General features: G+C 75.7%; 28 protein-coding genes and 1 riboswitch. Of the genes, 18 read left to right on the plus strand and 10 right to left on the minus strand.

Translation table 11 applies throughout. The features are described 5' to 3' along the window. The first annotated feature begins 51 nt into the window (after nt 1-51). The 3 genes from ASG36_RS06470 to ASG36_RS06480 are packed head-to-tail and all read left to right on the plus strand — an operon-like array spanning nt 52 to nt 2,590. Entirely contained in the window at nt 52-696 is a 645-nt protein-coding gene (locus ASG36_RS06470) for a 1-acyl-sn-glycerol-3-phosphate acyltransferase (RefSeq protein ID WP_055760900.1), read from the plus strand. After that, nucleotides 693-2,183 (plus strand): cobyric acid synthase, encoded by a 1,491-nt coding sequence (locus tag ASG36_RS06475; protein ID WP_055760902.1) that lies wholly within the window; start codon nt 693-695, stop codon nt 2,181-2,183. The genes ASG36_RS06470 and ASG36_RS06475 overlap by 4 nt, the downstream gene beginning before the upstream one ends. Then, complete coding sequence (locus ASG36_RS06480; RefSeq protein ID WP_055760906.1) at nt 2,183-2,590, plus strand: DUF1810 domain-containing protein; 408 nt, start codon at nt 2,183-2,185, stop codon at nt 2,588-2,590. The genes ASG36_RS06475 and ASG36_RS06480 overlap by 1 nt, the downstream gene beginning before the upstream one ends. On the opposite strand, the gene ASG36_RS06485 is transcribed toward ASG36_RS06480, so the two are convergent. Continuing rightward, on the minus strand, nt 2,577-2,966 hold the full coding sequence (locus tag ASG36_RS06485; protein ID WP_055760909.1) for a thioesterase family protein: 390 nt from the start codon (nt 2,964-2,966) through the stop codon (nt 2,577-2,579). The genes ASG36_RS06480 and ASG36_RS06485 overlap by 14 nt on opposite strands. Before the next feature lie 59 nt (nt 2,967-3,025). Here ASG36_RS06485 and ASG36_RS06490 point away from each other — a divergent pair, with 59 nt between their 5' ends. Beyond that, nucleotides 3,026-3,616 carry an MSMEG_1061 family FMN-dependent PPOX-type flavoprotein gene (locus tag ASG36_RS06490; protein WP_055760912.1) on the plus strand — a complete coding sequence of 197 codons (591 nt, stop codon included), beginning with the start codon at nt 3,026-3,028 and terminating at the stop codon, nt 3,614-3,616. Between the two features lie 43 nt (nt 3,617-3,659). Here the strand turns inward: ASG36_RS06490 and ASG36_RS06495 are convergent, their stop codons facing one another. Next, nucleotides 3,660-4,169 carry a class I SAM-dependent methyltransferase gene (locus ASG36_RS06495; protein ID WP_055760915.1) on the minus strand — a complete coding sequence of 170 codons (510 nt, stop codon included), beginning with the start codon at nt 4,167-4,169 and terminating at the stop codon, nt 3,660-3,662. Between the two features lie 72 nt (nt 4,170-4,241). On the opposite strand from ASG36_RS06495, the gene ASG36_RS06500 reads away from it, so the two are divergent. Further along, nucleotides 4,242-4,670: a VOC family protein gene (locus tag ASG36_RS06500; protein WP_055760918.1), complete on the plus strand. Its 429-nt coding sequence runs from the start codon at nt 4,242-4,244 to the stop codon at nt 4,668-4,670. A gap of 5 nt (nt 4,671-4,675) precedes the next feature. Here the strand turns inward: ASG36_RS06500 and ASG36_RS06505 are convergent, their stop codons facing one another. Continuing rightward, nucleotides 4,676-4,930, minus strand: coding sequence for a hypothetical protein (locus ASG36_RS06505; RefSeq protein ID WP_055760920.1), 255 nt, complete (start codon nt 4,928-4,930; stop codon nt 4,676-4,678). 193 nt (nt 4,931-5,123) lie between these two features. Here ASG36_RS06505 and ASG36_RS06510 point away from each other — a divergent pair, with 193 nt between their 5' ends. After that, entirely contained in the window at nt 5,124-5,684 is a 561-nt protein-coding gene (locus tag ASG36_RS06510; RefSeq protein WP_055760923.1) for a type II toxin-antitoxin system PemK/MazF family toxin, read from the plus strand. 2 nt (nt 5,685-5,686) lie between these two features. Here ASG36_RS06510 and ASG36_RS06515 read toward each other — a convergent pair whose 3' ends face one another. Both ASG36_RS06515 and ASG36_RS06520 read right to left on the minus strand, forming a co-directional pair. Beyond that, nucleotides 5,687-5,986 (minus strand): hypothetical protein, encoded by a 300-nt coding sequence (locus ASG36_RS06515; RefSeq protein WP_055760925.1) that lies wholly within the window; start codon nt 5,984-5,986, stop codon nt 5,687-5,689. Nucleotides 5,987-5,988: 2 nt separating this feature from the next. Beyond that, nucleotides 5,989-7,044 (minus strand): AbrB family transcriptional regulator, encoded by a 1,056-nt coding sequence (locus ASG36_RS06520; RefSeq protein WP_055760928.1) that lies wholly within the window; start codon nt 7,042-7,044, stop codon nt 5,989-5,991. A 32-nt stretch (nt 7,045-7,076) separates the two neighbouring features. Here ASG36_RS06520 and ASG36_RS06525 point away from each other — a divergent pair, with 32 nt between their 5' ends. Then, nucleotides 7,077-7,598: a DUF1990 family protein gene (locus tag ASG36_RS06525; protein ID WP_055760931.1), complete on the plus strand. Its 522-nt coding sequence runs from the start codon at nt 7,077-7,079 to the stop codon at nt 7,596-7,598. On the opposite strand, the gene ASG36_RS06530 is transcribed toward ASG36_RS06525, so the two are convergent. From ASG36_RS06530 to ASG36_RS06540, 3 genes are read right to left on the minus strand one after another with little or no spacing between them, the layout of a single operon-like run. After that, nucleotides 7,585-7,878, minus strand: a complete 294-nt coding sequence (locus ASG36_RS06530) for a transcriptional regulator (protein ID WP_055760934.1) — start codon at nt 7,876-7,878, stop codon at nt 7,585-7,587. The genes ASG36_RS06525 and ASG36_RS06530 overlap by 14 nt on opposite strands. Next, nucleotides 7,875-8,309 carry a hypothetical protein gene (locus ASG36_RS06535; RefSeq protein WP_055760938.1) on the minus strand — a complete coding sequence of 145 codons (435 nt, stop codon included), beginning with the start codon at nt 8,307-8,309 and terminating at the stop codon, nt 7,875-7,877. The genes ASG36_RS06530 and ASG36_RS06535 overlap by 4 nt, the downstream gene beginning before the upstream one ends. Beyond that, nucleotides 8,306-8,770 (minus strand): hypothetical protein, encoded by a 465-nt coding sequence (locus ASG36_RS06540; RefSeq protein ID WP_055760941.1) that lies wholly within the window; start codon nt 8,768-8,770, stop codon nt 8,306-8,308. The genes ASG36_RS06535 and ASG36_RS06540 overlap by 4 nt, the downstream gene beginning before the upstream one ends. A gap of 61 nt (nt 8,771-8,831) precedes the next feature. Further along, nucleotides 8,832-8,962, plus strand: a riboswitch (cobalamin riboswitch). Nucleotides 8,963-9,025: 63 nt separating this feature from the next. Between ASG36_RS06540 and ASG36_RS06545 the strand changes: the two genes are divergently transcribed. From ASG36_RS06545 to cobA, 11 genes are read left to right on the plus strand one after another with little or no spacing between them, the layout of a single operon-like run. Continuing rightward, a complete protein-coding gene (locus ASG36_RS06545; RefSeq protein ID WP_055762627.1) occupies nt 9,026-11,044 on the plus strand; it encodes a putative cobaltochelatase in 2,019 nt (672 codons plus the stop codon). Then, nucleotides 11,044-11,658: a cob(I)yrinic acid a,c-diamide adenosyltransferase gene (cobO, locus tag ASG36_RS06550; RefSeq protein ID WP_055760944.1), complete on the plus strand. Its 615-nt coding sequence runs from the start codon at nt 11,044-11,046 to the stop codon at nt 11,656-11,658. Before ASG36_RS06545 ends, cobO begins: the two co-directional genes overlap by 1 nt. Further along, the gene (locus ASG36_RS06555) at nt 11,655-13,043 is read left to right on the plus strand and encodes a cobyrinate a,c-diamide synthase (protein ID WP_055762630.1); all 1,389 of its coding nucleotides are present in this window, start codon (nt 11,655-11,657) and stop codon (nt 13,041-13,043) included. The genes cobO and ASG36_RS06555 overlap by 4 nt, the downstream gene beginning before the upstream one ends. Further along, nucleotides 13,030-13,716, plus strand: coding sequence for an energy-coupling factor ABC transporter permease (locus ASG36_RS06560; protein WP_055760945.1), 687 nt, complete (start codon nt 13,030-13,032; stop codon nt 13,714-13,716). Before ASG36_RS06555 ends, ASG36_RS06560 begins: the two co-directional genes overlap by 14 nt. Next, the gene (locus ASG36_RS06565) at nt 13,713-14,027 is read left to right on the plus strand and encodes an energy-coupling factor ABC transporter substrate-binding protein (protein WP_055760950.1); all 315 of its coding nucleotides are present in this window, start codon (nt 13,713-13,715) and stop codon (nt 14,025-14,027) included. Before ASG36_RS06560 ends, ASG36_RS06565 begins: the two co-directional genes overlap by 4 nt. Beyond that, nucleotides 14,024-14,761 carry a cobalt ECF transporter T component CbiQ gene (gene cbiQ, locus ASG36_RS06570; protein WP_055760953.1) on the plus strand — a complete coding sequence of 246 codons (738 nt, stop codon included), beginning with the start codon at nt 14,024-14,026 and terminating at the stop codon, nt 14,759-14,761. Before ASG36_RS06565 ends, cbiQ begins: the two co-directional genes overlap by 4 nt. Then, nucleotides 14,758-15,663, plus strand: coding sequence for an energy-coupling factor ABC transporter ATP-binding protein (locus ASG36_RS06575; RefSeq protein WP_055760956.1), 906 nt, complete (start codon nt 14,758-14,760; stop codon nt 15,661-15,663). Before cbiQ ends, ASG36_RS06575 begins: the two co-directional genes overlap by 4 nt. After that, nucleotides 15,660-15,998 (plus strand): cobalamin biosynthesis protein, encoded by a 339-nt coding sequence (locus tag ASG36_RS06580; RefSeq protein WP_055760959.1) that lies wholly within the window; start codon nt 15,660-15,662, stop codon nt 15,996-15,998. The genes ASG36_RS06575 and ASG36_RS06580 overlap by 4 nt, the downstream gene beginning before the upstream one ends. Beyond that, on the plus strand, nt 15,995-17,008 hold the full coding sequence (cobC, locus tag ASG36_RS06585; protein WP_055760960.1) for an Rv2231c family pyridoxal phosphate-dependent protein CobC: 1,014 nt from the start codon (nt 15,995-15,997) through the stop codon (nt 17,006-17,008). The genes ASG36_RS06580 and cobC overlap by 4 nt, the downstream gene beginning before the upstream one ends. Next, a complete protein-coding gene (gene cobT / locus ASG36_RS06590; protein WP_055760963.1) occupies nt 17,005-18,057 on the plus strand; it encodes a nicotinate-nucleotide--dimethylbenzimidazole phosphoribosyltransferase in 1,053 nt (350 codons plus the stop codon). Before cobC ends, cobT begins: the two co-directional genes overlap by 4 nt. Further along, on the plus strand, nt 18,057-19,292 hold the full coding sequence (gene cobA, locus ASG36_RS06595; protein ID WP_055760965.1) for a uroporphyrinogen-III C-methyltransferase: 1,236 nt from the start codon (nt 18,057-18,059) through the stop codon (nt 19,290-19,292). Before cobT ends, cobA begins: the two co-directional genes overlap by 1 nt. Before the next feature lie 139 nt (nt 19,293-19,431). Here cobA and ASG36_RS06600 read toward each other — a convergent pair whose 3' ends face one another. Both ASG36_RS06600 and ASG36_RS21805 read right to left on the minus strand, forming a co-directional pair. Next, nucleotides 19,432-20,049, minus strand: a complete 618-nt coding sequence (locus ASG36_RS06600; RefSeq protein WP_055760967.1) for a class F sortase — start codon at nt 20,047-20,049, stop codon at nt 19,432-19,434. Continuing rightward, nucleotides 20,033-20,881 carry a hypothetical protein gene (locus ASG36_RS21805; protein ID WP_055760971.1) on the minus strand — a complete coding sequence of 283 codons (849 nt, stop codon included), beginning with the start codon at nt 20,879-20,881 and terminating at the stop codon, nt 20,033-20,035. The genes ASG36_RS06600 and ASG36_RS21805 overlap by 17 nt, the downstream gene beginning before the upstream one ends. Nucleotides 20,882-20,894 lie beyond the last annotated feature (13 nt).

Consider the following 20,894-nt stretch of genomic DNA (forward strand, 5'->3'; position numbering starts at 1 on the left):
TGCCGGGGTTGCCCGGACGCCGTCGTCGGGCACGCGATGGAGGGAGGCGCGGTGTTCTACTTCATCGCCCGGTTCGTGCTCAGACCGCTGTTCATCCTCACCTGCCGGCCCACCGTGGTCGGCAAGGAGCGGCTGCCGCTCACCGGCCCGCTGCTGCTGGCCAGCAACCACCGGTCCTTCATCGACTCCATCGCCATCCCGCTGATGGCCCCGCGCAAGGTCGGGTACCTCGCCAAGGCCGAGTACTTCACCGGCACCGGGATCAGCGGGTGGGCCTCCAAGACGCTGTTCACCGCGCTGGGCGCCCGGCCGGTGGAGCGGCAGACCCACCGCGCCGCGCAGGCCGCGCTGGACACCGTGCTGCACGCCCTGGAGGCCGGCGAGGCCTTCGGCATCTACCCCGAGGGCACCCGCTCCCGCGACGGCCGGCTGGCCCGCGGCAAGACCGGGGTCGCCTGGCTCGCGCTCACCGCCGACTGCCCCGTCGTCCCGGTCGCCGTGCACGGCACCGAGCACGTGCAGCCGGTCGGCGCCCGCTGGCCGCGTCCGCACAAGGTGACGATCACCTTCGGCGAGCCCATCACCTTCCCCGAGCAGCGCGGGCTGGCCGGCAACGGCAAGGCCCGCCGGGTGGTCACCGACCGGGTCATGGAGGCCATCGCCGAGCTGTCCGGACAGGAGAAGTCCGGCTGGTGAGCGGCGCGCTGCTGGTCGCCGGGACGACGTCGGACGCCGGCAAGTCCGTCGTCACGGCCGGGATCTGCCGCTGGCTGGTCCGCCAGGGCGTCTCGGTGGCGCCGTTCAAGGCGCAGAACATGAGCAACAACTCCGGGGTCACCGCGGACGGCGCGGAGATCGGCCGGGCCCAGGTGTTCCAGGCCGCCGCCGCGCGGGTCGAGCCCGAGGCCGCGATGAACCCGGTGCTGCTCAAGCCCGGGGGCGAGAACTCCAGCCAGGTCGTCGTCCTGGGCAAGGCCGTCGCCGACGTCACCGCGCTCAGCTACCGGCCGATGAAGGCCGCGTTGCTGGAGCAGGTGCTCGCCAGCCTCGCCGACCTGCGCAGCCGGTTCGACGTGGTGGTCTGCGAGGGTGCCGGCTCCCCCACCGAGATCAACCTGCGCGACACCGACATCGCCAACATGGGCCTGGCCACCGCGGCCGACCTGCCGGTGCTCGTGGTCGGCGACATCGACCGCGGCGGGGTGTTCCCCGCCCTCTACGGCACCGTCGCGCTGATGCCACCGGCCGACCAGGCGCTGGTGGCGGGGTTCCTGGTGAACAAGTTCCGCGGCGACGTCCGCCTGCTGGCGCCGGGCCTGGAGACCCTCGAGCGGCTCACCGGCCGGCCCACGTTCGGCGTGCTGCCCTGGTTGCCCGGCCTGTGGCTCGACGTCGAGGACTCCCTGGACCTCGCCGGGGACCGCGGCCCCTCCCTCCCGCCACGCGGGGACGACGTCCTGCGGGTGTCGGTCGTGCAGCTGCCGCGGCTGTCGAACTTCACCGACCTGGACGCACTGGCCGCCGAGCCCGGCGTGCTGGTGCGCTACGCCACCCGCCCCGAGGAGCTCGCCGACGCCGACCTGGTGGTGCTCCCCGGCACCCGCTCGACCGTGTCGGACCTGGCCTGGCTGCGCGAGCGCGGGCTGGACGCAGCACTCGCCCGCCGGGCCGCTGCCGACCAGCCGGTGCTGGGCATCTGCGGCGGGCACCAGATGCTGGCCCGCACGATCGTGGACGACGTGGAGTCCCGGGCCGGGGCCGTCGACGGGCTGGGGCTGCTGCCCACCGACGTCGTCTTCGCCCGGGAGAAGACCCTGGGCCGCCCGGTCGGACAGGCGCTGGGCCACGAGGTGCGCGGGTACGAGATCCACCACGGCGTGGTGACCGTCGAGGGCGGCGAGCCGTTCCTCGACGGCACCCGGGTCGGGGCCGTCTTCGGGACGACGTGGCACGGCGCGCTGGAGAACGACGGCTTCCGCCGGGCCTTCCTCACCGAGGTCGCCCGGCTCACCGGCCGGCGCTTCGTCGTCGCCGCGGACACCGACTTCGCCGCCGTCCGGGAGACCCGCCTGGACGCCCTGGGCGACCTGATCGCCGACCACGCCGACACCGACGCGCTGTGGCGCCTGATCGAGGCCGGCGCCCCGTCCGGTCTCCCCCTGCTCCCACCCGGAGGCTCCTGATGGACACCCAGCGCTTCGTCGACGCCCAGGACCCGCTCTGGGACGACGTCCGCACCGAGCTCCGCGCCGGGGACAAGCGGACGCACTGGATGTGGTTCGTCTTCCCCCAGCTCGCCGGCCTGGGCACCTCGGACATGAACCGCCGCTACGCGATCCCCGACCTCGACGCCGCGCGCGAGTACCTGGCCCACCCGGTCCTCGGCCCGAGGCTGCTCGAGGTCACCGAGCTGCTGCTCGCCCACCCCGACCGCACGGCGCTCGAGGTCCTGCACTCCCCGGACGACCGCAAGTTGCGCTCGTCGATGACGCTCTTCGGCCGGGCCGACCCCGACCAGCCGCTCTTCGGCCAGGTGCTGGACCAGTGGTACCGCGGCGTCGAGGACCGGGAGACCGTCAGCCGGCTGTGACGGCGGCCCGGACGACGTCCGGCCAGGGCACCGCCGCGCCGTCCGACGTGGCGACGTAGGTCGTCCGGACGACGCAGCACAGCCGCCCGCCCACCGACACGGTGAAGCGCAGCGTGAGGCTGGTCCGGCCGAGGGAGTCCAGCGCGCAGACCACGTCGACGACGTCCCCCCAGCGGGCGCTGGCGGTCCACTCCAACGTCGAGGCCTTCACCATCGGCTGCACGCCGGCGACGCCGTCGGGGTCCCAGGTCAGCCCGACCGAGGGCCACCACGCGTTGGAGGCCTCGTCGGCCCAGACGAGGTAGTTCGCGTTGAAGACCACCCGCTGGTCGTCGCACTCGCTGTACCGGACCGGGGCGCTCCAGGTGAGGGACACGGCTGCAGACGGTAGGCCGGGCAACACGGACGCAACCCGGGGTGTGTTCTCCTGCGCAGGTGAGCACCGTCGTCTCCAGCTACCCCGCTGCGTCCACCCGCGCCGTGGACAAGGTGATCGACCACGTCGACCACCACTGCGCCCGGTTCATCGAGCTCTCGCCGTTCGCCACGCTGGCGACGGTGGACCCCGACGGCTTCCCCGACGTCTCCCCCCGCGGTGGCGGTCCGGGCTTCGTCCGGGTGGTCGACGAGCACACGCTGGCGCTGCCCGACCGCCAGGGCAACAACCGGGTCGACAGCCTGCGCAACCTGGCCGGCAACCCCCGGGTGGCGCTGATGTTCTTCGTGCCCGGCATCGAGGAGACGCTGCGGGTCTACGGCCGCGCCCGGCTGGTCACCCCGGCCGAGGTCGACGCCGACCTGACCGAGTTCGGCAAGCAGCCGCTGTCGGTGACCGTGATCGACGTCGAGCGGGCCTACTTCCACTGCGCGAAGGCCGTGATGCGCTCCAGGCTGTGGGACCCGGGCGCCCAGGTGCACCGCTCGGTGTTCCCGCCGATGGGCCAGGTCTGGCGCGAGCACACCAAGGCCGCCACCCCGGCCCAGGACGACACCGAGATGCGCGCCGAACTGGCCCTCGAGCTCTGAGTGGAGGGTGGGAGCGCAGGAAGTCTGCGCCCCCACCCTCCGATCAGTCGGTGCGGCGCTCGTAGACCCCGACGACCTCGCCGCGGAAGGTGTCGGTGATCCCGGGGAAGGCGGCCATGACCTTGTCGTGGTCCCAGTCGTCGACCACGTGCACCTCGTGGTGGTTGTGCTCCAGCTCGCCCTGCGGGTAGTGCACGATCGGGATGCTCATGTAGACCGCGCGCCCGGCGGCCTCGCCGGCCCGGCGCCAGAGGTCCTGGGCCTCCTCGACGGTCATGTGCTCGGCCACGTCACCGAGGACGACGACGTCGGCGGCGGGCAGCTCGGTGGTGCGGGCGTCGCCCAGCACCACCTCGTCGTAGAGCTCGCGCAGCCCGTACTTCTCCACGTAGGGCTCGAAGACCTCCAGCGCGGTCAGCCGCGCGGGCCTGTCCTCGGCCAGGAGCTTGGCGTAGGTGCCGGCTCCGGCTCCCACGTCCAGCAGCGACTCCGGCGCGAGCTCGCGGATCTTCTGACGGGTCCAGTCCTTGCCCTCGGGCGAGCTGATCGGCACCGGGTGAGATTACGGTCGCCCGGGCGACGCTGCCCCTCGAGGACTGTCGGTGGGTGGTCCTAGCGTGCCGGCATGGCACACGTCTTCCAGGTCACCGTCGACTCCCCCACCCCGCACGACCTCGCCGACTGGTGGGCCGAGGCGCTGGGCTGGACCCGCGAACCCAGCGACGAGGCGTTCATCCGCCGGATGGTCGATGCCGGTCACGCCCAGGAGTCCGACACCACCGAGCACCGGGGCGAGCTGGTGTGGCGGGAGGGTGCGGCCATCCGGCACCCCGACGAGCCGGCCGCGCCCCGGGTGCTCTTCCAGCTCGTGCCCGAGCCCAAGACGGTGAAGAACCGGGTGCACCTGGACGTGCGGGTGGGTGCCGACCAGCAGGAGGCCGAGCTGGCCCGGCTGCTCGGCATGGGCGCCCGGGAGCTGCACCGCGGCCGGCAGGGGCCGTCCTCGTGGATCACGATCGCCGACCCGGAGGGCAACGAGCTCTGCCTCAGCTGAGGGCCTCAGCTCAAGTCGGAGGCCACCACGGTGGGGACGACGGGACGCTCCGCCCGCTCGAACTCGCGGGCGGCCTTGCGGACGGCGACGACCTGCTCGGCGCGGGCCCGGGCGCGCTGGCGCTTGCGGACGTGCTCGGGCGTGCGCTGCCGGGCGTCCTCGACGAGCTGGTAGGAGGCGAGCACGGAGGCCTGGATCTTCGTGGTGCCGAAGAGGCCCGTCGTGGTGGTGGCCGGCCGGACCGGTTCTGCGCTGGTCATGACGACCGCCTCCCGTGGTGGAGCGGCACCGCCGCCCACTCGGTGGATGACCCGGGAACGCCCAGCTCAAACGGGGGTGTGACCGGTTCGTCCCATCGGGCCACACCCGCCCCGCGTGCCCCTCCCGTCCGGGTGTGTCGGCCGACCGGGGTGGGGGCGCGCGCGGCGTCGTCGTCCCCTAGCGTCGCGGGGCATGGCGACCGGCTGGAAGTCCGTGCTCTCCCGTGTGGTGCAGACCGTGGTGCGGGAGGGGTCGAAGGAACTGCGCCGCCGGTCTGCCGGTGCGGGGGCCCCGGCGAAGCTCCCCGACCGGCCCTCGCGCGATGCGCTGGCCCGCCCGCAGGCCCGGGGCGCGGGCGAGTTCAGCGGCCGCGGCGAGATCGACTACGCCCCCCGGGACGACGGCCGCCCCGACCCGGGCGAGATCGTCTGGGCCTGGGTGCCCTACGAGGAGGGCGACGGCCGCGGCAAGGACCGACCGGTGCTCGTCGTCGGGCGCACCGGCACCGACCTCCTCGGCTTCATGCTGACCAGCAAGGACCACGACCGCGACGCCGCCGACGAGGCCCGGCACGGCCGGCACTGGGTGGACATCGGCAGCGGTGACTGGGACCGGCAGGGTCGGCCCAGCGAGGTCCGGGTGGACCGGGTGCTGCAGATCGACGCCGGTGACGTCCGCCGCGAGGGCGCCACCCTGGACCGCCGCCGCTTCGACGCCGTCGCCACCGAGGCCCGCCGCGTCCTGGGCTGGTGAGGTCAGGGCCGGTCGAGGCCCCACTGGTACTCGAAGGCGGCCGGGGAGAGCCGGCCCATCGCCTCGCGGGCCTGGCGCAGCAGGTCACCGCTGGTGTGCGGGTCGCCGGCCTCCAGCCGGAGCACCTCCACCCCGCTGTCCCGCCGGCGGACCACGAGGTCGCTGACCGAGGGGTGCGGCAGCAGTCCCCACGCGAGCTCGGCGACGAAGGCACCCAGCACCCGTAGTCGCTGCCGGTTGCGGCTGCCCGGCCGGGCCTCCAGGGCGGCGACGAAGACCTCGTCGGCACGGGCCGGGTCCACGCTCAGCGCCCCCGCAGGAGCAGCTTGGACACCAGCGGCGCGGTGAGCAGCATGACGAACAGCCGCAACACCTGGACGGCGAGCACGAACGTCGCGTCGGCATCGCTGTCGGTCGCGGTGGCCAGCACGGCGTAGAGCCCGCCGGGGGTCGTGGCCAGGTAGGCGGTGAGCGGGCTGACGTCGGCGGTCGCGGCCAGCAGCGCCCCCAGCCCGGCGCAGGCCCCGATGACCGCGACGATGGTGACCAGGGCGAGCGGCAGCGCCCGGCCGACCGTGCGCAGGCTGTCCCGGGTGAACGACAGCCCCACCTGCAGGCCGATGACGACGAAGCCGAGGCCCTCGAGCGCGGCGGGGACCTGCGCGCCCTGGGAGAGCCCGGTCAGGTCCAGGGTGGCCGCCACCAGCATCGGCCCGAGCAGCGAGGCCACGGGGATCCGGGTGAGCCGGCCCAACGGGATGCCCACGGCGATGCAGACCACGGTGAACAGCACCCCGGCCCAGAACCCGGGCCCGTCGGCGGCGGCCGGACCGGCGTCCGCGCTGGAGGCACCGAAGCCGACGGCGGCGACCACCGGCATCGCGAACACGATGATCAGCACCCGCAGGTACTGCAGGACGGCGACCATGCGCTCGTCGGCACCGAGCTCGCGGGCCATCACCGTGATGCCCGAGGCCCCACCGGCGATCATCGAGAACGCCCCGGTCACCCGGGTGATGTCCCTGCGCAGCGCCATCACCTGGCCGGCGACCAGGCTGAGCAGCAGCGTGCCGACCGTGACCAGCAGGACCGGGGCCCAGTCGGTGGCGATGGTCTGCAGCGTGGAGACCGAGACCAGGGCCCCGATCGAGACGCCGACGACGGCCTGCGCGGCGGTCATCCCCTGCTTGGGCAGCCCGAGCCGGCGGCGGACCAGCAGCGCCCGTCCCAGCCCGGCGAGCAGGCCGGCGAACAGGGTCGCCGAGGGCACCCCGAGCAGCTCGAAGGCAGCGGTCAGCGCCCCGGCGACGGCGAGGACGGCGACCCAGTCGAGCACCAGCGTGCGTCGTCCCCCGTCCACGGGTGCCCACTCTGCCCGGCAGGATCCCCACCGTGCGCACAGACCCGGCCGACGCCACCGTGCAGACCGCTCCGGCCGCCCGGCAGTGGACTCGGCCACCCGGCCGCACCCACGCGCAGACCACCGTGACCGGCTCGGGTGACGCGCACTGGGCGGCGGCCTCGGCCGCGCTGCTGGCCTGGGGCGTCAAGACCCGCAGCGGCTTCCGGGTCGAGCCGCCCGGGCCCGTCCGGGTGGGCCAGGACCTCCGGCTCACCGTGGTGGTGGGTCCGCTCCGGGTGCACGAGCCGGTCCGCGTGGTCGCCGTCGTCGACACCCCCGACCGCCGCGGCTTCGCCTACGCCACCCGACCCGGCCACCCGGTCTCCGGCGAGGAGGCCTTCGTGCTGCACCGCGACCCCGACGGCCGTGTCCGGCTGACCCTGCGTTCGGTCACCGGGCCGGGCCGCGGGCCCTGGCGGGTGGTCTTCCCGGTCCTGCTGGTGGCGCAGCGGGTGTACCGGCGTCGCTACACCCGTGCCCTGCGGGGCCTCGGGGTGGTCAGCCCCCGGTGATCCGCTTCAGCTCGGCGACGTGCGCGCCGAACGCCGTCCGGCCCTCGGCGGTGAGGGACAGGCTGGTGCGCACCCGGGAGGCGATCGTGGCCTTGCGGACCCGGACGTAGCCGGCGTCCTCGAGCTGCTTGACGTGCTTGGAGAGGACGGAGTCGCTCACCCCGACGGCGTCGCGGACGGCGGCGAACTCCATGGTGTCCACCGCGGCGAGCAGGCCGCACACCTGCAGCCGGGGCGGGGCGTGCACGACCTGGTCGAAGCGCGGCTCGACGGCCGTCACACGCCCTCCCGCAGCTCGCGCTGCCAGGCCCGGCCCCAGTGCCGGCTGAGCAGCGCGACGGCCAGCCCCAGCACCGCACCGGCGACGACCAGCGCCCACCGGTGGCCCTGGGAGGACAGCAGGTAGGCGGGCACCAGGACGACGAGCACCAGCGCGCCCCACCCGGCCACGACCCGCGCCGGAGGGTGCACCCAGACCCCGGACCGGGCCCGGTAGACCCGCACCAGCAGGGCGAGGCCCCCGGCGAAGACGAGCAGCGCGGGCGCGGTGACCCAGGCCGCGTCGACCGCCTGGACGGCGAGGAAGCCGAAGAGCAGCAGGCCGAGCGCGGCGTCGAACCACCAGGGCTGCAGCACCTGCTCGGCCAGTGCGGCCCGGTCGCGGTCCAGCGCGGCGAGGTCGGCGGCGGCCTGCTCGCGGTCGGCGCTCACAGCTCGCCCCGCAGCTCGCGCTGGTAGACCGTCGTCCACCGGCGGCTGAGCAGTGCGGCACCGACGCCCAGGACGACGCCGGCCACGACCATCGCGAACCGGACGTCGAAGGCCAGCTCGGCGAGCAGCCCCGCGCCGAGGACCACCACGCACGCCACCAGCCAGGCCCGGACCACCTTCGTCGTTGCCGGACCCCCGTGGAACCCGTTGACCCACGTCCCCGTGTGCCGCCGGTAACCGGCCATGAGCAGCGCGATGCCACCCAGGAAGACGGGCAGTGCCGCGAGCGTCACCCACGGGTAGCCGAACGAGTAGGTCGCGAAGAAGCCGGCCACCAGCACGCCGAGGGCCGGGTCGTACCAGCCGGGTTGCCGCAGCCGGTCGGCCATCGCCGTCCGGTCGGCCTGCAGGGCGGCCAGGTCGGCCGCCGCACGGTCCCTGTGCACCTCGTCGCTTTCCATGTCGGAAAGTCTCCTCCGTGACTTTCCGATCCGTCAAGTCGTGCGGGCCTGTCGCCCGGAGGGGGGCGCGTGGTCTGATGGCCTTCGAACTGCGACGGCAGTGGAGGAAGCCGGTGCGACTCCGGCGCGGTCCCGCCACTGTCAGCCCCCCGGGGTGAGCCAGGAACTCCAGCCGTCGCCTCCTGCTATCTCCGGGCGCGGACACCCGGGGAGAGGACCGCATCCGTGGTGTACCCGTTCAGTGCTGTCGTCGGGATGGACGACATGCGTCTGGCCCTGCTGCTCAACGCCGTCTCCCCCGCCGTCGGCGGCGTGCTCGTGCGTGGGGAGAAGGGGACGGCGAAGTCGACCGCCGTCCGCGCCCTGGCCGCCGTGCTGCCGCCGGTCGCGGTCGTCGCCGGCTGCCGCTTCGGCTGCGACCCGGCCGCTCCGGACCCGGACTGCCCCGACGGCCCGCACCTCACCGACTCCCCCGCCCCGCAGCGCCCGGCCCGGCTGGTCGAGCTCCCGGTCGGTGCCTCGGAGGACCGGCTGGTCGGCTCGCTGGACATCGAGCGGGCGCTCACCGAGGGCGTGAAGTCCTTCGAGCCCGGGCTGCTGGCGGCCGCGCACCGCGGCGTGCTCTACGTCGACGAGGTCAACCTGCTGCACGACCACCTGGTCGACCTGCTGCTGGACGCCGCCGCGCTCGGCCGGGCCTACGTCGAGCGCGAGGGCGTCTCGGTGCAGCACGCCGCCCGGTTCCTGCTGGTCGGCACCATGAACCCCGAGGAGGGCGAGCTCCGCCCCCAGCTGCTGGACCGCTTCGGGCTGACCGTCGAGGTCGCCGCCCCGCGCGAGCCCGAGCTGCGCGCCGAGGTGGTCCGCCGCCGGTTCGCCGCCGACGCCGACCCCGCCGGCTTCTCCGCCCGCTGGGACGTCGAGGAGACCGCGCTCGCCGACCGGATCGCCGAGGCCCGCGAGCGGCTGCCCCGCGTGGTGCTCGGTGACGACGCGCTGCGCCAGGTCACCGCCGTCTGCGCCGCCTTCGAGGTCGACGGCCTGCGCGCCGACATCGTCACCGCCCGCGCCGCCATCGCGCACGCCGCCTGGTCGGGCCGGGAGACCGTCACCGAGGACGACGTCCGGGTGGCTGCCCGCCTCGCGCTGCCGCACCGCCGCCGGCGCAACCCCTTCGACGCCCCCGGCCTGGACCCCGACACCCTCGAGCAGGCCCTGGACGACGCCCGCCCCGAGGAGCCCGAGGACGACCCGACGCCGCCCGAGGGCGACGGCGGCGGCCGGCCCGAGGAGACCGGCGAGAGCGCCGGGGAGACCCCACCCGGCCGCGAGGGCACGGGATCCGATGCGGACAGCACGGAGGCCCCGCCGTCCGCAGGGGATCCCGTGCCCCCGCGGGGCGAGGCCGACGACACCGACGGGGACACCGCGCTGCCCGTCCCGGCCCCCGAGCGGGCCGCCGTCGACCCGGGCGAGGCGTTCCGCGCCCGCCGCCTCGAGGTGCCCGGGATCGGCGAGGGCGTGGCCGGACGACGGTCCAAGGCGCGCAGCGACCGCGGCCGCGTGGTCGGCTCCCGGCGTCCCGAGGGCGCGGTGACCCGGCTGCACCTGGTCGACACCGTGGTCGCTGCGGCCCCGCACCAGCGGGCGCGGGGCCGCAGCGGACCGGGTCTGCGGCTGCAGAAGGAGGACCTGCGGCAGGCGACGCTGGAGGGCCGCGAGGGCAACCTGGTGCTCTTCGTCGTCGACGCCTCGGGCTCGATGGGCTCCGCCGACCGGATGGCCGCGGTCAAGGGCGCCGTCCTCTCCCTGCTCGTGGACGCCTACCAGCGGCGGGACAAGGTCGGCCTGGTGACCTTCCGGGGCTCCGGCGCCGAGCTCGCCCTGCCGCCGACCTGGTCGGTCGAGGCCGCCGCGGCCCGGCTGACCGGCCTGCCGACCGGCGGCCGTTCGCCGGTCGCCGCCGGGCTGCTGCGGGCGCACGAGACGCTGCGCGTGGAGGCCGTCCGTGACCCCCGGCGCCGTCCGCTGCTGGTGCTGGTCACCGACGGCCGGGCCACCGGCGCCCGCGGGGTCGACCACCTCGGCGAGGCCCGCCGGGCCGCCGGCCTGCTGCGTGCCGCGGGGACCGCGGGCGTGGTCGTGGACTGCGAGGCCGGGCACGTCCGGCTCGGCCTGGCCGGCGACCTGGGCGCGCACCTGGGTGCCCGCACGCTCCGCCTCGACGAGCTCGGCGCCGAACAGCTCGTCCGCACCGTGAAGGACGCTGCCTGATGCCCCAGGGACAGGTCACCGCCGTGCCGGTCGACGGGCTCACCACCCGCCAGCGCCGCAACCGGCCGCTGCTCGCCGTGCACACCGGGGAGATGAAGGGCAAGTCCACCGCCGCCTTCGGGATGGCGATGCGCGCCTGGAACCAGGGCTGGTCGATCGCGGTCTACCAGTTCGTCAAGAGCGCCAAGTGGAAGGTCGGCGAGGAGAACGTGCTGACCACCCTGGGCCGGCTGCACACCGAGACCGGTGAGGGTGGGCCGGTCGTCTGGCACAAGATGGGCTCGGGCTGGTCGTGGTCGCGCAAGCACGGCGAGGAGACCGACCACGCCGCCGACGCCGCCGAGGGCTGGGCTCAGATCAAGCGCGACCTGGCCGCCGAGGCGCACCGGTTCTACGTGCTCGACGAGTTCACCTACCCGATGAAGTGGGGCTGGGTGGACGTCGAGGACGTGGTCGAGACGATGCGCGCGCGCCCCGGGAACCAGCACGTCGTGATCACCGGGCGCACCGCGCACCCGGCGCTCGTCGAGGCCGCCGACCTGGTCGTGGAGATGACCAAGGTCAAGCACCCGATGGACGCCGGGCAGAAGGGCCAGCGGGGGATCGAGTGGTGACCACCGTCCCGCGGATCGTCCTGGGCGCGCCGTCCTCGTCCTCGGGCAAGACGTCGATCGCCACCGGCCTCATCGCCGCCTTCACCGCCCGCGGGCTGACCGTCTCCCCGCACAAGGTGGGCCCGGACTACATCGACCCCGGCTACCACGGCCTGGCCGCCGGCCGCCCGGGTCGCAACCTGGACAACTGGCTGGTCGGCGAGGACCGGATCGTCCCGCTGTTCCTGCGCGGTGCGACCCACCCGACCCCGGCCGACGTGGCCGTCGTCGAGGGCGTGATGGGCCTGTTCGACGGCGCCAGCCACCCCTCGGTGGAGCCCGGCTACGGGTCGACCGCACAGGTCGCCGCCCAGCTGCAGGCCCCGGTCGTGCTGGTGGTCGACGCCTCCGCGCAGGCCCGCAGCGTCGCCGCCGTCGTGCACGGGTTCGCCACCTTCGACCCGACCGTCCGGCTCGGCGGGGTGGTGCTCAACCGGGTCGGTTCCGACCGGCACGAGGCGATCCTGCGCGAGGCCCTCGGCTCGGCCGGGGTGCCGGTGCTCGGGGCGGTCCGCCGGATCGAGGCGCTCCAGACGCCGTCCCGGCACCTGGGCCTGGTGCCCGCCGCCGAGCGGTCGGCCGAGGCGATCAACACCGTGCGCGCGCTGGGTGCCGTGGTGGAGTCCAGCGTCGACCTCGACGCCGTCCTCCGGCTGGCCCGCACCGCCCCCGACCTGCACGCCGACCCGTGGGACCCGGCCGCCGAGGTCACCCGCGCCGAGGGCCGTCCGGTGGTGGCCGTGGCCGGTGGACCCGCGTTCACCTTCGGCTACGCCGAGACCGCCGAGCTGTTGGCGGCCGCCGGTGCCGAGGTGGTCACCGTCGACCCGCTCCGGGACGCCGACCTGCCCCCGGGCACCTGCGGCCTCGTGGTCGGCGGCGGCTTCCCCGAGGTGCACGCCTCGGCGCTGGCGGCCAACGTCGGGCTGCGGACGGCGATCTCCGCGCTCGCCGACCGGGGCGCCCCGATCGCCGCGGAGTGCGCCGGGCTGCTGTACCTGGCCCGCGAGCTGGACGGCGAACCGATGTGCGGCGTCCTGGACGCCGGCGCCGCGATGCACCCCCGGCTCACCCTGGGGTACCGCTCGGCGGTCGCGCTGACCGACAGCGTGCTGGCCCCGGCCGGCACCCGGGTGCGCGGGCACGAGTTCCACCGCACCCGCACCGACCCCGGCGCGGGTGCCACCCCCGCCTGGCAGTGGAACGCCGACGGGCCCGAGGGGTTCGTGCAGGGCGCCGTGCACGCCTCCTACCTGCACCTGAACTGGGCCGGGTCACCGACCATGGCCACCCGCTTCGTCGCTGCGGCGGCCCGCGTCCAGGAGGTGGCCCGTGCACATCGCTGAGGGTTTCCTGCCCCCCGTCCACGCGATCGGCTGGACCATCGCCGCGGCGCCCTTCGTCGTCCACGGTGCGCGGGCGGTGGTCAAGGAGGTCCGGGAGAACCCCGAGTCCACCCTGCTGCTCGGTGCGGCCGGGGCGTTCACCTTCGTGCTCAGCGCGATCAAGCTGCCCTCGGTCACCGGCTCCTCCTCGCACCCCACCGGCACCGGGCTGGGCGCGATCCTCTTCCGGCCACCGGTGATGGCCCTGCTCGGCACCGTGGTGCTGCTCTTCCAGGCGCTGCTGCTGGCCCACGGCGGGCTCACCACGCTGGGCGCCAACGCGTTCTCCATGGCCATCGTCGGACCGTGGGCGGGGTACGGGGCCTACCGGCTGGCCCGCAAGGCGTCCGGGCAGCTGCTGGTCGGGGTGTTCGCCGGCATGGCCATCGCCGACCTGGCGACCTACGTGACCACCTCGCTGCAGCTGGCGCTGGCCTTCCCCGACGCCTCCACCGGCTTCCTCGGTGCCGCGGTCAAGTTCCTCGGCGTCTTCGCCGTCACCCAGGTGCCGCTGGCCATCGCCGAGGGCCTGCTCGGCGTGCTGCTGTTCCGGGTGCTGACGGTCAACGCCCGCCCCGAGCTGGAACGCCTCGGTGTCCTGAAGCCCCAGCCCACCGAGGAGGCCACCCGATGAGCCGCCGGCACTGGGTCACCCTCGCGCTGGTGCTCGGGGTGGTGGCGCTGTTCGCGCTGCCGCTGCTCTTCGGCGCCCCCAGCGACTACGCGGGCACCGACAGCCTGGCCACCGAGGCCATCGAGGCGTCCAACCCCGACTACGTGCCGTGGTTCGACCACGTCTTCTCCCCCGGCTCCTCCGAGGTCGAGTCCGGCCTGTTCGCGCTGCAGGCCGCCATCGGCGGCGGGGTGCTGGGCTACGTGCTCGGTCGCCTCCGTGGCCGCCGGGCGCAGCGCGAGGCCACCGCGAAGGACGACGTCACCCCGTGACCGGTCTCGCCATCGACGACGCGGCCTGGGCCTCGGCCTGGCGTCCGCGCGCGGTCGGCGACAAGGTGCTGCTCTCCCTCGGGCTGGTGTTGTGTGCCCTGGTGCTGCCGGTCTGGCCGGGCTCGGTGCTGGTCGGGGTGGCCGCCGTCGTCCTCGCGCTCGGCCCGGCCCGGGTGCCCGCCCGGGTGTTCGGCCGCGCCGTCCGGCTGCCGTTGGTGTTCGTGACCATCGGGGCGGTGACGGCGGTCGTATCGGTGTCCGGCGACGGGATCGGCTGGGCGCCGGACGCGCTGGCCGTCGGCGGCGGGCTGGTCGGGCACGCCCTGGCCGGCGGTGCCGCGGTGATGCTGCTGGCCACCACCACACCGGTGTCGGACCTGCTGCCCGCGTTGCGCCGGGCCCGGGTGCCCGGCGCCGTCGTCGAGGTCGCGTCGGTGACCTACCGGCTGCTGTTCGTGCTGCTGGAGTCGCTGCGCACCATCCGCGAGGCGCAGACCGCCCGGATGGGCTGGACCGGGTTCCGCCGCTCCTACCGCTCCGCCGGCATGCTGACCGCCGCCGTCCTCACCCGCTCCTGGGACCGGGCCCGGCGGCTGCAGGAGGGCCTGGCCGGCCGCGGGATGGAGACCGACCTGCGGGTGCTGCCCGAGGTCCTCCCGTCGTCCCGGCTGTTCCTGACCGCCACCGTCCTCGGCCTCGCCGCGCTGGTCGCGACCACGCTGGTGCTCGCGTGAGCCACCAGCAGCTCGCCGCCCTCGACCTGGTCGTCGGCTACACCCGGGGCCGACGGGTGCTCGACGGCGCCTCGCTGACGATCCCCGAGGGCCGCCGGCTCGCCCTGCTGGGCGCCAACGGATCGGGCAAGACCACGCTGCTGCGCTGCCTGTCCGGGGCGCTGGAACCCACCTCCGGGCAGGTCGTCGTCGACGGGGCGCCCGTGCGGTACAGCCGCGCCGGGCTCAAGGCGCACCGCCAGGAGGTCCAGCTCGTGCTGCAGGACCCCGACGACCAGCTGTTCAGCGCCTCGGTCGCCCAGGACGTGTCCTTCGGCCCGCTCAACCTGGGCCTCACCGACGACGAGGTGCGCGCCCGGGTCGCCGAGGCCCTGGAGCTGCTCGCCGTCACCGGCCTGGCCGCCCGGCCCACCCACCAGCTGTCCTTCGGCGAGCGCAAGCGGGTCGCCATCGCCGGCGCGGTCGCGATGCGGCCCTGCGTGCTGCTGCTCGACGAGCCCACCGCCGGCCTGGACCCCTCCGCCGTCACCGAGGCACTGGCCGCGCTCTCCCGGCTGCAGGGGTCCGGCTCCACGGTGGTGATGAGCACCCACGACGTCGACCTGGCGCTGGGCTGGGCCGACGAGGTCGCCGTCGTCGTGGACGGCCGGGTCGTGCAGGGCCGCCCCGAGGTCGTGCTCGGGGACGACGACCTGCTCGCCCGCGCCCGCCTCGACCGCCCCTGGACCCTCACCGTCGGCGCCCGCCTCCGCGAGCTGGGCCTGCTGCCCGAGGGCGTCCTCCCCCGCGACACCGCCGCCCTCCTCGCCGCCCTGGGCCCCCTGACGAAGGAAGCTCTGCACCCCCTGATCAGCTCGTCCGGGGGTGCAGAGCCTCCTTCGTCGGGGGGTGCGGGGCGGTGAGGGTCGTCGGGATCGGGGCGCGCCGCGGGGTGAGCGCCCAGGAGGTGCTGGCCGCCGTCGACGCCGTCGGCGGGCCGGTCGACCTGGTGGCCACGCTCGACCGGCGGGCGGCCGAGCCAGGGCTGCGGGACGCCGTCGCGCTGCGCGGTTGGACGCTGTCCGCGCACGCCGCGACCGAGCTGGACGGCGTCTCCACCCCCACCACCTCGGCACGGGTGCGGGCCGCCGTCGGCACCGAGAGCGTCGCCGAGGCGGCCGCACTGGTCGGCGGGGGCGAGCTCGTCGTCCCCCGCACGGTGCACGGCCGGGTCACCGTGGCGGTCGTGCTCCGGTGACCGACCTGCACCACCACGGGGACGCCGAGGCCACCCCGGGCCTGGTCGACCTCGCCGTCAACGTCCGCGCCGGGGCCCCGCCGGCCTGGCTGCGCGCGGTGCTGCACGCCGCGGTCGAGGACAGCGCCGCCTACCCGTCGCAGGACGCCGCCCGCGCCGCGGTCGCCGCCGCGCACGGGCGCCCCGAGGACGAGGTGCTGCTCACCGCCGGCGCCGCGGAGACCTTCACCCTGCTGGCCCGGGCGCTCGCCCCGCGGCACGCCGTCGTCGTGCACCCCTCCTTCACCGAGCCCGAGGCCGCACTGCGGGCCGCCGGCCACGCGGTGCACCGGCACCTGCTCGCGCCGCCGTCCTACGCGCTCACCGCCCCCGACGACGCCGCCGACCTCGTCGTGCTGGGCAACCCGACCAACCCGACCTCGGTGCTGCACCCCGCCGACGCGGGCGCCGCGCTGTGCCGCCCGGGCCGGGTGACCGTGGTCGACGAGGCGTTCGCCGACACCGTGCCCGGGGAGCCGGGGTCGCTGGCCGGCAGGCGGGACCTGCCCGGGCTGCTCGTCGTCCGCAGCCTCACCAAGACCTGGGGGCTGGCCGGGCTGCGGGTCGGCTACGCCCTGGGCCCGCCCGACCTGGTCGCGACGCTGGCCGCCGCGCAGCCGCACTGGCCGGTCTCCACGCCCGCGCTCGCTGCGCTGGTCGCCTGCACCTCCGAGCGCGCCCGGGCCGAGGCCGAGGCGGTCGCCGTCGAGCTGACGGCGCACCGGGCCGCCCTGCTCGCCCTCCTCCCGCCGGGGGTCACCGTGGTCGGGGAGCCCCGCTCCTCCTACGTGCTGCTCGGCGTCCCCGAGGCCGACCGGGTGCGCCGGGAGCTGCGCGGGCGCGGCTGGGCCGTGCGCCGCGGCGACACCTTCCCGGGCCTGGCCCCCGACCACCTGCGGGTCGCCGTGCGCGACCCCGACACCTCGGCTGCCTTCGCCGCCGCCCTCACTGCGATCCTGGAGTCACCATGAGCCTGCTCGACGAGACGATCGCCGCGATCACGCCCCGGGACCCCGCCGCCGAGCGGGCCGCCCGCGAGCGCCTGGACCGGATGACCAAGCCCCCGGGCTCCCTGGGCGTGCTCGAGGACGTCGCCGCCCAGCTGGCCGGCACCGCCGGGGTGTGCCCCGCACCGCTGCCCACCCCGGTCGCGGTGGCCGTCTTCGCCGGTGACCACGGCGTGCACGCCCAGGGCGTCACCCCCTGGCCGCAGGAGGTGACCGCGCAGATGGTGGCCAACTTCGCCGCCGGCGGCGCCGTGGTCAACGCCTTCGCCGCGCAGTTGGGCGCCGACGTCGTCGTCGTGGACGTCGGGGTGGCCTCCCCCACCGCGCCGTCCCCGGGGTTCCTGGACCGCAACGTGCGCCGCGGCACCGCCGACCTCGCCGTCGGCCCGGCGATGACCCGGGACGAGGCCCGCCGGGCCGTCGAGGTGGGCATCGCGGTGGCCACCGAGCTCGCCGCCGACCACGGCTGCCTGGTCACCGGCGACATGGGCATCACCAACACCACCGCGTCGGCCGCGCTGGTCTGCGCGTTCACCGACGCGACCCCCGCCCAGGCCACCGGCCGCGGCACCGGGGTCGACGACGCCACGCTGGACCGCAAGGTCGACGTCGTCACCCGCGCCCTGACCCGGCTGGACGCCGACGCCGACCCGCTCACCGTGCTCGCCGAGGTCGGCGGGCTCGAGCACGCCGCGCTGGCCGGGTTCGTCCTGGGCGCGGCCGCCGCCCGGGTGCCGGTGCTGCTGGACGGTGTCATCGCGGGCTCGGCCGCCCTGGTCGCGGCCGCGCTGTGCCCGACGGCGGTGGAGCACGCGCTGGCCGGACACGTCTCCGCCGAGCCCGGGCACGCGTACGCCCTGCGCGCGCTGGGCCTGCGCCCGCTGCTCGGCCTGGACCTGCGGCTGGGCGAGGGCACCGGCGCGCTGCTGGCGTACCCGCTGGTCGCCAGTGCCGCCCGGGCGCTGCAGGACGTGGCCACGTTCGACTCCGCCGGCGTCACCGAGAAGGCCTGATGTCGGCCACCCCCGTCGACCCCCGCCTGGGCGTCGTCTACCCCGTCGGGCTGCGGCTGGCCGGCCGGCGCGTCGTCGTCGTCGGTGGCGGCCAGGTCGCGCACCGGCGGGTCGCCGGGCTGCTCGAGGCGCACGCCGACGTCGTCCTGGTCAGCCCCGAGGTCACCCCGGCCCTGGAGGCGCTCGTGCAGCCCGGGTCGCTGACCTGGCACGCCCGGCCCTACGCCGACGGAGACCTGGACGGCGCCTGGTACGCCGTCGCCGCCACCGACGACCCCGAGGTCAACGCCGCGGTCACCGCCGAGGCCGACCGGATGCGGGTGTTCTGCGCCCGCGCCGACGACCGCTCGCAGTCCAGCGCCTGGACCCCCGCGGTCGGCCGGCAGGGCGACCTCGTCGTCGGCGTGCACGGCGGCGGCGACCCGCAGCGGGCCGTCGGCGTCCGGGACGCGGTGCTGGCCGGCCTGACCGACGGCACCATCGCCGACACCGTCGCCCGCCCCGCCGACGGCCGCGGCAGCGTCGTGCTGGTCGGCGGCGGCCCCGGCGACCCCGGCCTGGTCACCGTCCGCGGCCGGCAGGCCCTGGCCACCGCCGACGTCGTGCTCGCCGACCACCTCGCCCCGCAGTCGCTGCTGTCCTCGCTGCCCGCGCACGTGGAGGTCATCGACGCCTCCAAGCTGCCCCGCGGCCGGTCGATGGCCCAGGAGCAGATCAACGCCCTGCTCGTCGAGCACGCGCTGGCCGGCAGGCGGGTGGTGCGGCTCAAGGGCGGCGACCCGTTCGTCTTCGGCCGCGGCTGGGAGGAGCTCGAGGCCTGCGCGGCCGCCGGTGTCCCGGTCGAGGTCGTGCCGGGGGTGACCAGCGCGATCGGCGTCCCGGGGCTGGCCGGCATCCCGGTCACCCACCGCGGGATGACCCACGAGTTCGTCGTCGTCTCCGGGCACGTCCCGCCCGGGCACCCCGCCTCGTTGGTCGACTGGCCCTCGCTGGGCCGGCTGCGCGGCACCCTCGTGGTGCTCATGGGCGTCGACACCGCACCGGCCATCGCGGCGTCCCTGGTCGAGCACGGCCGGGCCGCGGACACCCCGGTCGCCGTCGTCGTGGACGGCGCCAGCCCCACCCAGCGGCTGCTCCGCACGACACTGGCTGACCTGGGGCAGACCCTCACCGACGAGGCCGTCCGCCCGCCGGCCGTCTGGGTGGTCGGCGACGTCGTCGCCCTCGGCGCCTGACCTCCTCTTCCCCCCCCTCCCCCCCTCCCCTCCCCCTGGTGTTGATCATGGGGTTGTTGCCGGGGGCGCGCCGACGTGCGGCGTGTCCACCGGCAACGAACCCATGATCAACACCAGGGCAGGAGCGGGTGGGTGTCCGTCAGACGACGGACGCGAACACCACCACGTTCTCCTCGCTGGCACCGGCCGAGGAGTCGTACTCCCCGCCGCAGGTGACCAGGGCGACGTCGGCACCCTCGGGGTGGCCGTTGAGGGCGTCGGAGAGGTCCGAGGTGGCCTTGTCGAGGCCGGTCAGCGGGTCCTGGATCACCTGGAGCTGCAGCTGGGTGCCGGCGGCATCGGTGAGGACGACGGCGTCCCCGGGCTCCAGGTCGGCCAGCCCGTCGAACACGCCGGCCTCGTCCCCGGGCACGTCGTGGCCCAGGACCACGGCCATCTGCCCGGACCCGGGCTGCGGGCCGTCGGACCACCAGGACGTGGTGGCCATGCTCTCCGGCACGCCGTAACCGGTGACCGGCTGCCCAGTGAACGGGTTCTCGTACTCCACGGTGCCCCGGGACTCCACCGGTGCCTCCACGCCGATCGCCGGCACGCTGAGCGAGGCCGGGACGATCGGGGTGGACGCGACCGCTGCGTCGGCGGCCGGATCGGTCACCTCGTCGTAGCCGTAGAAGAACCCACCGCCGACCAGGGTCAGCAGGACGACGAGGACGGCCAGGCCCGAGGTCGAGCCGCCGTCCTCAGCCGGTGACGCCACGACGGCCCCGCAGCCACAGCGCGGACGCACCCGCGGCGCTCAGCACGCCCAGCCCGGCCAGCGCGAGCGGGGCGTGGCTCTCCTCGCCCGGGGCGCCACCGGTGGGGGCGTAGCCGGGGTAGGCGACCGGCTGGACGGCGGCCGGGGCGCTCGTCGGGGCCGGGGCCGTGGTGGTCGGTGCGGCCGGGGCGACCGGCGCGGTGGTGGTCGGCGCGGCCGGGGCGGCGGTCGGGACCAGCGCGGCCAGGCAGGAGACGAAGTCCAGGACGACGGGGACCAGGCTGGTCACCCCGCCGATCACGACCTCGATCTGGGCGGTCACGTCCTCCTGCCCACCGGCCAGCAGCTCGGCCAGCCGCTCGGGACCGAGGAGGTCCCGCAGGTCGTCGATGCTCAGCGGGATGGTGGTCGCCGCCGAGGTGCTCGACGTCCCCGGCACCGGGACCAGGTCGCCGCCGGGCAGGCCGGCGAGCAGCCCGCCGAGGCCGGCCAGACCGCCCACGATGTCGGTGACCGACATCTGGATGCCGGTGGCCAGGCCGTCCACGCAGGCAGCGCCGGCGGAGACGGACTCCAGCGGGTCGGGGAGCGCGCCCGCGCCGGGGAGCGAGGGCAGACCCGCGCCGGACGTGGGGACGGCGGGCGAGACCGTCGGGGACGGGGTCGCCGTTCCCGTGGGCAGCGGCAGGCCGGGCAGCGGCAGGCTCGGCAGGCTGGGCAGCGCGGGTGCGGCCGACGCGATCGCCGGGGTGCCCAGCACGACGACGGCGGACAGCAGGCCGGTGGTGAGCAGCCGCCGTCCGGTGCGGGACGAGGGGTGGGACTGGGGCACGGCGGCGACCTCC

It is taken from the genome of Geodermatophilus sp. Leaf369 (assembly GCF_001424455.1).
Lineage (GTDB): Bacteria > Actinomycetota > Actinomycetes > Mycobacteriales > Geodermatophilaceae > Klenkia.

Excerpts from the sequence above, each read along its gene's own strand:
- ASG36_RS06480 (WP_055760906.1), top strand. The coding sequence starts at position 2,183 with ATGGACACCCAGCGCTTCGTCGACGCCCAGGACCCGCTCTGGGACGAC.
- ASG36_RS06500 (WP_055760918.1), top strand. The coding sequence starts at position 4,242 with ATGGCACACGTCTTCCAGGTCACCGTCGACTCCCCCACCCCGCACGAC.
- ASG36_RS06505 (WP_055760920.1), bottom strand. The coding sequence starts at position 4,930 with ATGACCAGCGCAGAACCGGTCCGGCCGGCCACCACCACGACGGGCCTC.
- ASG36_RS06510 (WP_055760923.1), top strand. The coding sequence starts at position 5,124 with ATGGCGACCGGCTGGAAGTCCGTGCTCTCCCGTGTGGTGCAGACCGTG.
- ASG36_RS06540 (WP_055760941.1), bottom strand. The coding sequence starts at position 8,770 with ATGGAAAGCGACGAGGTGCACAGGGACCGTGCGGCGGCCGACCTGGCC.
- ASG36_RS06545 (WP_055762627.1), top strand. The coding sequence starts at position 9,026 with ATGGACGACATGCGTCTGGCCCTGCTGCTCAACGCCGTCTCCCCCGCC.
- cobO (WP_055760944.1), top strand. The coding sequence starts at position 11,044 with ATGCCCCAGGGACAGGTCACCGCCGTGCCGGTCGACGGGCTCACCACC.
- ASG36_RS06565 (WP_055760950.1), top strand. The coding sequence starts at position 13,713 with ATGAGCCGCCGGCACTGGGTCACCCTCGCGCTGGTGCTCGGGGTGGTG.
- cobT (WP_055760963.1), top strand. The coding sequence starts at position 17,005 with ATGAGCCTGCTCGACGAGACGATCGCCGCGATCACGCCCCGGGACCCC.
- cobA (WP_055760965.1), top strand. The coding sequence starts at position 18,057 with ATGTCGGCCACCCCCGTCGACCCCCGCCTGGGCGTCGTCTACCCCGTC.